Raw genomic sequence first — 5,135 nt, 5'->3', positions numbered from 1 at the left:
ACCGGCAAGCCGCGCGCCTGCGAACCGTCCGGCTGAACCCGGCCGCCGGGCACGATGCTGGCCCCGCCCGAGCCCGCCGTCCCGACCGCCCTCCTGGCAGGATGGCCGGTATGGAACGTGTGCTTGGAATCGGCGGACACTTCATGAGGGCCACCGACCCGGCGGCCCTCAGCACCTGGTACCGCGACTGCCTCGGTCTGGACGCCGACGAGCACGGCATGTGGCAGCAGGAAGCCGGGCCAACGGTGTTCGCGGCCTTCCCGGCCGACACCGACTACTTCGGGTCCCGCACCCAGCAGGCCATGCTCAACTTCCGGGTCCGCGACCTCGAAGCGATGCTCGCGCAGCTGCGTGCCAAGGGCGCGGACGTGGACGGGGAGACGCAGGACATGGACGGCGTCGGCCGCTTCGGCTGGGTCACCGATCCCGAGGGCAATCGCATCGAACTGTGGCAGCCCGCCTGACCGGATCCCCGGTAGGCGGGCTCGGCACAGCAGGCGGGGTCAGCCCGAGATCTCCGAGCGGTCACCGCCCCAGAGGGTGTGGAACGAGCCGTCCCGGTCCACCCGGCGGTACGTGTGCGCCCCGAAGAAGTCCCGCTGCCCCTGCGTGAGCGCCGCGGGCAGCCGCTCGGCACGCAGCGCGTCGTAGTAGGCGAGAGCGGCCGAGAAGCCGGGTGTCGGGACGCCCTGGCGGGTCGCCGCTACGACGACTTCGCGCCAGTCGTCCTGCGCCGCCGCGATCTCCTGCGCGAACGTCTCGTCGGACAGCAGGCTCGGCAGATCCGCGCGGGCGTCGTACGCGGCGCGGATACGGTCGAGGAAGGCCGCCCGGATGATGCAGCCGCCGCGCCAGATCGAGGAGACCGCGCCGAGGTCGACGTTCCAGTCGTACTCCTCGCTGCCTGCCGCGATCTCGTGGAAGCCCTGCGTGTACGACACGATCTTCGACGCGTACAGCGCCTGCTCGACCCGGTCCGCGAAGGCCGCCGCCTCGCCCTCGCCCAGGGGGGTCGCCGTCGGTCCGGCCAGGCCCCGTGAGGCCTCGCGCAGTGCCGCGTGGCCGGAGATCGAGCGGGCGAAGACCGCCTCCGCGATGCCGGAGACCGGGACGCCGAGGTCGAGGGCGATCTGCACCGTCCAGCGGCCCGTGCCCTTCTGCTCGGCCTGGTCGACGACGACGTCCACGAACGGCTTGCCGGTGGCCGCGTCCACGTGGGACAGCACCTCGGCGGTGATCTCGATCAGGTAGGAGTCCAGCCGGCCCGTGTTCCAGGTGCGGAAGATGTCCGCGATCTGCGCGGGGGAGTACCCGGCGACATCGCGCAGCAGCTGGTACGCCTCGCCGATCAGCTGCATGTCGGCGTACTCGATGCCGTTGTGCACCATCTTCACGAAGTGCCCGGCGCCGTCGGGACCCACATGGGTCACACAGGGCGCCCCGTCCTCCGCCTTCGCGGAGATCTTCTCCAGCATCGGACCGAGCGAGTCGTACGACTCCTTCGGGCCACCGGGCATGATGCTCGGCCCGTTCAGCGCGCCCTCCTCGCCGCCGGAGACGCCCATGCCGACGAAGTGGATGCCCTGTTCGCGCAGGTCGCGCTCGCGGCGGCGGGTGTCCGCGAAGTGCGCGTTGCCGCCGTCGATGATCATGTCACCGGGTTCGAGGAGCGGGGCGAACTCCTGGATCACCGCGTCCGTCGGCTCACCGGCCTTGACCATGATGACCAGGCGGCGCGGTCGCTCCAGCGCCGTCACGAAGTCCTTGGCCGTCTCCGCCGCGATGAAGTCGCCCTCGCCGCCGAACTCCTCCACCAGGGCGTGGGTGCGGGACGCGGTCCGGTTGTGCACGGCGACCGTATAGCCGTTGCGCGCGAAGTTCCGGGCGAGGTTGCGGCCCATGACCGCGAGGCCCGTGACGCCGATCTGCGCTGAAGTGCTCATTCGGTTGGCTCCTAAGGATCAGGAAGATCAGGCCTAAAGATCAGGAAGGTCCTGAACATCGGTGGTACCGGTCGTCTCGCCAGTATTGCCGCTCGGTCCATCCTGGCCTGCCGGTACCCCGACCGCACGTGCTCACCGCAACCGGAGCGGCCCGCTCGCCACTTGAGCCACAGGGCGGCCGGTTGCCGTCTTGTCATGGCCTGTTCGGGGCGCTTACTTTTGGCCCTCCTGACGTATGTCGAGGGGGATTCTCCATGGCCGTACGCGGCCGGCACCGCCGGTATCAGCCGAACAGGATCAACCGTTCCTCGCTCCTCACGGTCACGGCGGGCGGCGCGGGCATCGCGATCCCGCTCGTCGGCGCCGGCGCCGGCAGTGCCCAGGCGGCCGATGTGAGCACCTGGAACAAGGTCGCCGCCTGCGAGTCCAGCGGCGACTGGAGCATCAACACCGGCAACGGGTACTACGGCGGGCTCCAGTTCACCCAGTCCACCTGGGAGGCCTACGGCGGCACGGCGTACGCGCACCGTGCTGATCTGGCCACCCGGGACCAGCAGATCGCCGTCGCGGAGAAGGTGCTCAAGGGCCAGGGGCCCGGCGCCTGGCCGGTGTGCTCGGTGCGCGCCGGGCTCAGCCGGGGCGGCGACACCCCCGACATCCACGTCGGCGGCACGAAGACCGGGAGCACCAAGGCCGAGGACGCCAAGACGCAGACCGTCAAGCGGTCCGTGAAGGACGTACAGCCGCAGACCACACCGCAGTCCCGCGCGGGCACCGTCGAGATGTACACGGTCGTGCGCGGTGACACCCTCTCCGGGATCGCCGAGACCGAGCGCGTCGACGGCGGGTGGCACGGGCTCTACGCCGCGAACCGCACGACCGTCGGTGACGACCCGGACCTGATCCTGCCTGGCCAGCGGCTGAGCCTGCACTCCAAGGCAGACTCCACGACCCGCAGCACGACAAAACCGGCCACCAAGGCGGCCACCAAGTCCGCGACGAAGAAGACCTCTTCGGACACTACGGAGAAGAAGGCCACCAAGAAGACGACGAGTCACTCCCTCGTCGCCCCCGTCAACGCCTCCATCGGCACCGCATACCACGCGGAGGGCTCCGCCTGGTCGAAGGGCTACCACACCGGCGTCGACTTCCTTGTCCCCACCGGCACTTCGGTGAAGGCCATCGAGGCGGGGCAGGTCGTCACCGCGGGCTGGGGCGGTTCCTACGGCTACCAGGTGGTGATCCGGCACGCCGACGGGCGGTACTCGCAGTACGCGCACCTGTCCGCGATCTCGGTGCGGGACGGCCAGTCCGTCGGCGCCGGGCAGCGCATCGGGCGGTCGGGGTCCACCGGGAACACCACGGGCCCGCATCTGCACTTCGAGGTGCGGACGGGGCCCGGGTTCGGTACCGACATCGACCCGCTCGCCTATCTGCGGGCGGGCGGCGTCAGGATTTGACTCGTGTGCGATGCCGGTCGTGGACCGGCATCATCACGTACAGCCCGGCGTGGAACGGGCCGAAGTAGCTCGGTGGTGCGGCGGAGCCGGCCGGCTCCAGGGCCTCGTAACCCTCGCCGGCCGGGATCGCCGCCGGGGCCGGGACGCGGAGTTCGCCGCCCTGCGCGGCGACCGTGAGGTCGGTGCCCCGCGCGTCGACGTTCGCGCTCACGTCGACGGGCTGTCCAGGGAGGGCGTCGAGCAACTCCTCAATGGGCGAGGGGACCACAGGGGCCGCGTGGGTGTCATCCGATCGGGCAGGTGCGTGCTCGCTCTCCAGCCGCTCCGTGGTCAGCAGGATCAGGCCACCGGCGGCGACCACTCCGGCGCTCAGGGCGAGCAGGGTGCCCGTCGTGCCGTAGCGGAAGGTCTCGCCGAACATCGTGATGCCGACGACGGCCGCCACCACCGGGTTCACGACGGTGAGGACCGCCAGCGGAGCCGCCAGGCCGGCGCCCCGGTAGGAGGCCTGCGACAGCATCAGACCGGCCACCGCGAACACGGCGATCACGGCCAGGAACGGGATGTCGGTCGCCGATATCCCGCCGTTGTCCCAGTCGACCGTCACCGTCTTCGTGAACACCGAGGACATGCCGAACGCTATGCCGGACGCGGTCGCCAGCAGCACGCTGCGCACCGCCGGGTGCCGGTGTGCCGCGCGGCCCGCGATCATCAGGGTCGCGACCACCGCGCCGGTGAACACCGCCACGGACACCCGCTGGGCGGTGCTCAGCGAGTGACTGTCGGACGCGCCGACCAGGGAGAGGAGACCGGCGAGACCGATCGTCGCCATGATGGCGCCGCGCCAGGCGGTGGAACCGGCCTTGCGGCCGACGAACAGGGCCGCCATCGGCAGCGCGAACACGATGGTGAGCGCGCCCAGCGGCTGCACCAGGCTGAGCGGGCCGTAGGCCAGTGCCACCACGTGCAGCAGACCGCCGGTGCCGTTCAACGCGACCGCCGCCCACCAGCTCGGGCGGCGCAGCGGCGCGTACTCCTGGTCGGGAGAGGACACCGCGACGCGCTCCTGCACGATCGCTCCGCCGGCGTAGGCCACTGCGGAGACGAGCGACAGCACGATGGACAACGCGAGGGCGCTCATCGGCAGCTCCTCTGCGTCAGGCGGGCGCCTCTGGCACCACGCGGCGAACGGTCGGCTTTCATACAGAACACGATGCCGCGCGATGTTCTTCCCGTCGTCGTACCTGAGCACCGATTGGGTAGTACTGCCGATGGAGTACGAAACGCCCCTTGTCCTCCCCAAGGTGGGTGACAGCAGGGGGACACCCCCTGGGTGGAACCCCTAGGAGCCTTGGTACTACTGCTGTTCGTGGACCTCGACCCCGAACTCGCAGCGCTCCGCGCCCTCGGCGGCTTCTTCGTACTACGCACGGGCGCAGCACCCGGCGGCCCGCTGCCGACGCTCGCGCTGACCTACGAAAACCCGGTGCCGGATGTTTACGGAAATTCCCTGACTTTCCGTATCCATGCCGTCGCGGAGCGTCTCCAGGCCCCTGAGCTGCGCATTGCCGCCTCGGTGGCGCAACAGGCACTCGCGGCCCGATTGTGGTCGGCGGCGCTCGGCTGCGCCGCCCTGTACGGCCGCGTCCCCGACCTCGACCCACGCCTGCTGCACTGGGACGCGGGCAGCGCCGCGCCGGACGACCTGTGGCTGGCCGAGGTCCGCCCGCTG

4 protein-coding genes and 1 pseudogene are annotated in these 5,135 nt (G+C 70.6%); 3 read left to right on the top strand and 2 right to left on the bottom strand.

All coding sequences use genetic code 11. The features are described 5' to 3' along the window. Positions 1-110 precede the first annotated feature (110 nt). Complete coding sequence (locus R6V09_RS45435) at positions 111-464, top strand: VOC family protein (protein WP_317887337.1); 354 nt, start codon at positions 111-113, stop codon at positions 462-464. A 39-nt stretch (positions 465-503) separates the two neighbouring features. Here R6V09_RS45435 and gndA read toward each other — a convergent pair whose 3' ends face one another. Beyond that, positions 504-1,943, bottom strand: a complete 1,440-nt coding sequence (gndA, locus tag R6V09_RS45430; RefSeq protein ID WP_317887336.1) for an NADP-dependent phosphogluconate dehydrogenase — start codon at positions 1,941-1,943, stop codon at positions 504-506. Positions 1,944-2,197: 254 nt separating this feature from the next. On the opposite strand from gndA, the gene R6V09_RS45425 reads away from it, so the two are divergent. Beyond that, on the top strand, positions 2,198-3,403 hold the full coding sequence (locus tag R6V09_RS45425; protein ID WP_317887335.1) for a transglycosylase family protein: 1,206 nt from the start codon (positions 2,198-2,200) through the stop codon (positions 3,401-3,403). On the opposite strand, the gene R6V09_RS45420 is transcribed toward R6V09_RS45425, so the two are convergent. Continuing rightward, positions 3,393-4,544, bottom strand: coding sequence for a DMT family transporter (locus tag R6V09_RS45420; RefSeq protein WP_317887334.1), 1,152 nt, complete (start codon positions 4,542-4,544; stop codon positions 3,393-3,395). The genes R6V09_RS45425 and R6V09_RS45420 overlap by 11 nt on opposite strands. Positions 4,545-4,754: 210 nt before the next feature. On the opposite strand from R6V09_RS45420, the pseudogene R6V09_RS45415 reads away from it, so the two are divergent. Next, positions 4,755-5,135 (top strand): annotated as a pseudogene (locus R6V09_RS45415) (ferric iron reductase); the annotation flags it as partial.

The organism is Streptomyces sp. W16 (assembly GCF_033194735.1).
In the GTDB taxonomy this organism is placed as follows: Bacteria; Actinomycetota; Actinomycetes; order Streptomycetales; family Streptomycetaceae; genus Streptomyces.
The sequence above is the reverse complement of the archived record's forward strand: the minus strand, read 5'-3'. Positions and strand labels throughout refer to the sequence as shown.

Excerpts from the sequence above, each read along its gene's own strand:
- R6V09_RS45420 (WP_317887334.1), bottom strand. The coding sequence starts at position 4,544 with ATGAGCGCCCTCGCGTTGTCCATCGTGCTGTCGCTCGTCTCCGCAGTG.
- gndA (WP_317887336.1), bottom strand. The coding sequence starts at position 1,943 with ATGAGCACTTCAGCGCAGATCGGCGTCACGGGCCTCGCGGTCATGGGC.
- R6V09_RS45435 (WP_317887337.1), top strand. The coding sequence starts at position 111 with ATGGAACGTGTGCTTGGAATCGGCGGACACTTCATGAGGGCCACCGAC.
- R6V09_RS45425 (WP_317887335.1), top strand. The coding sequence starts at position 2,198 with ATGGCCGTACGCGGCCGGCACCGCCGGTATCAGCCGAACAGGATCAAC.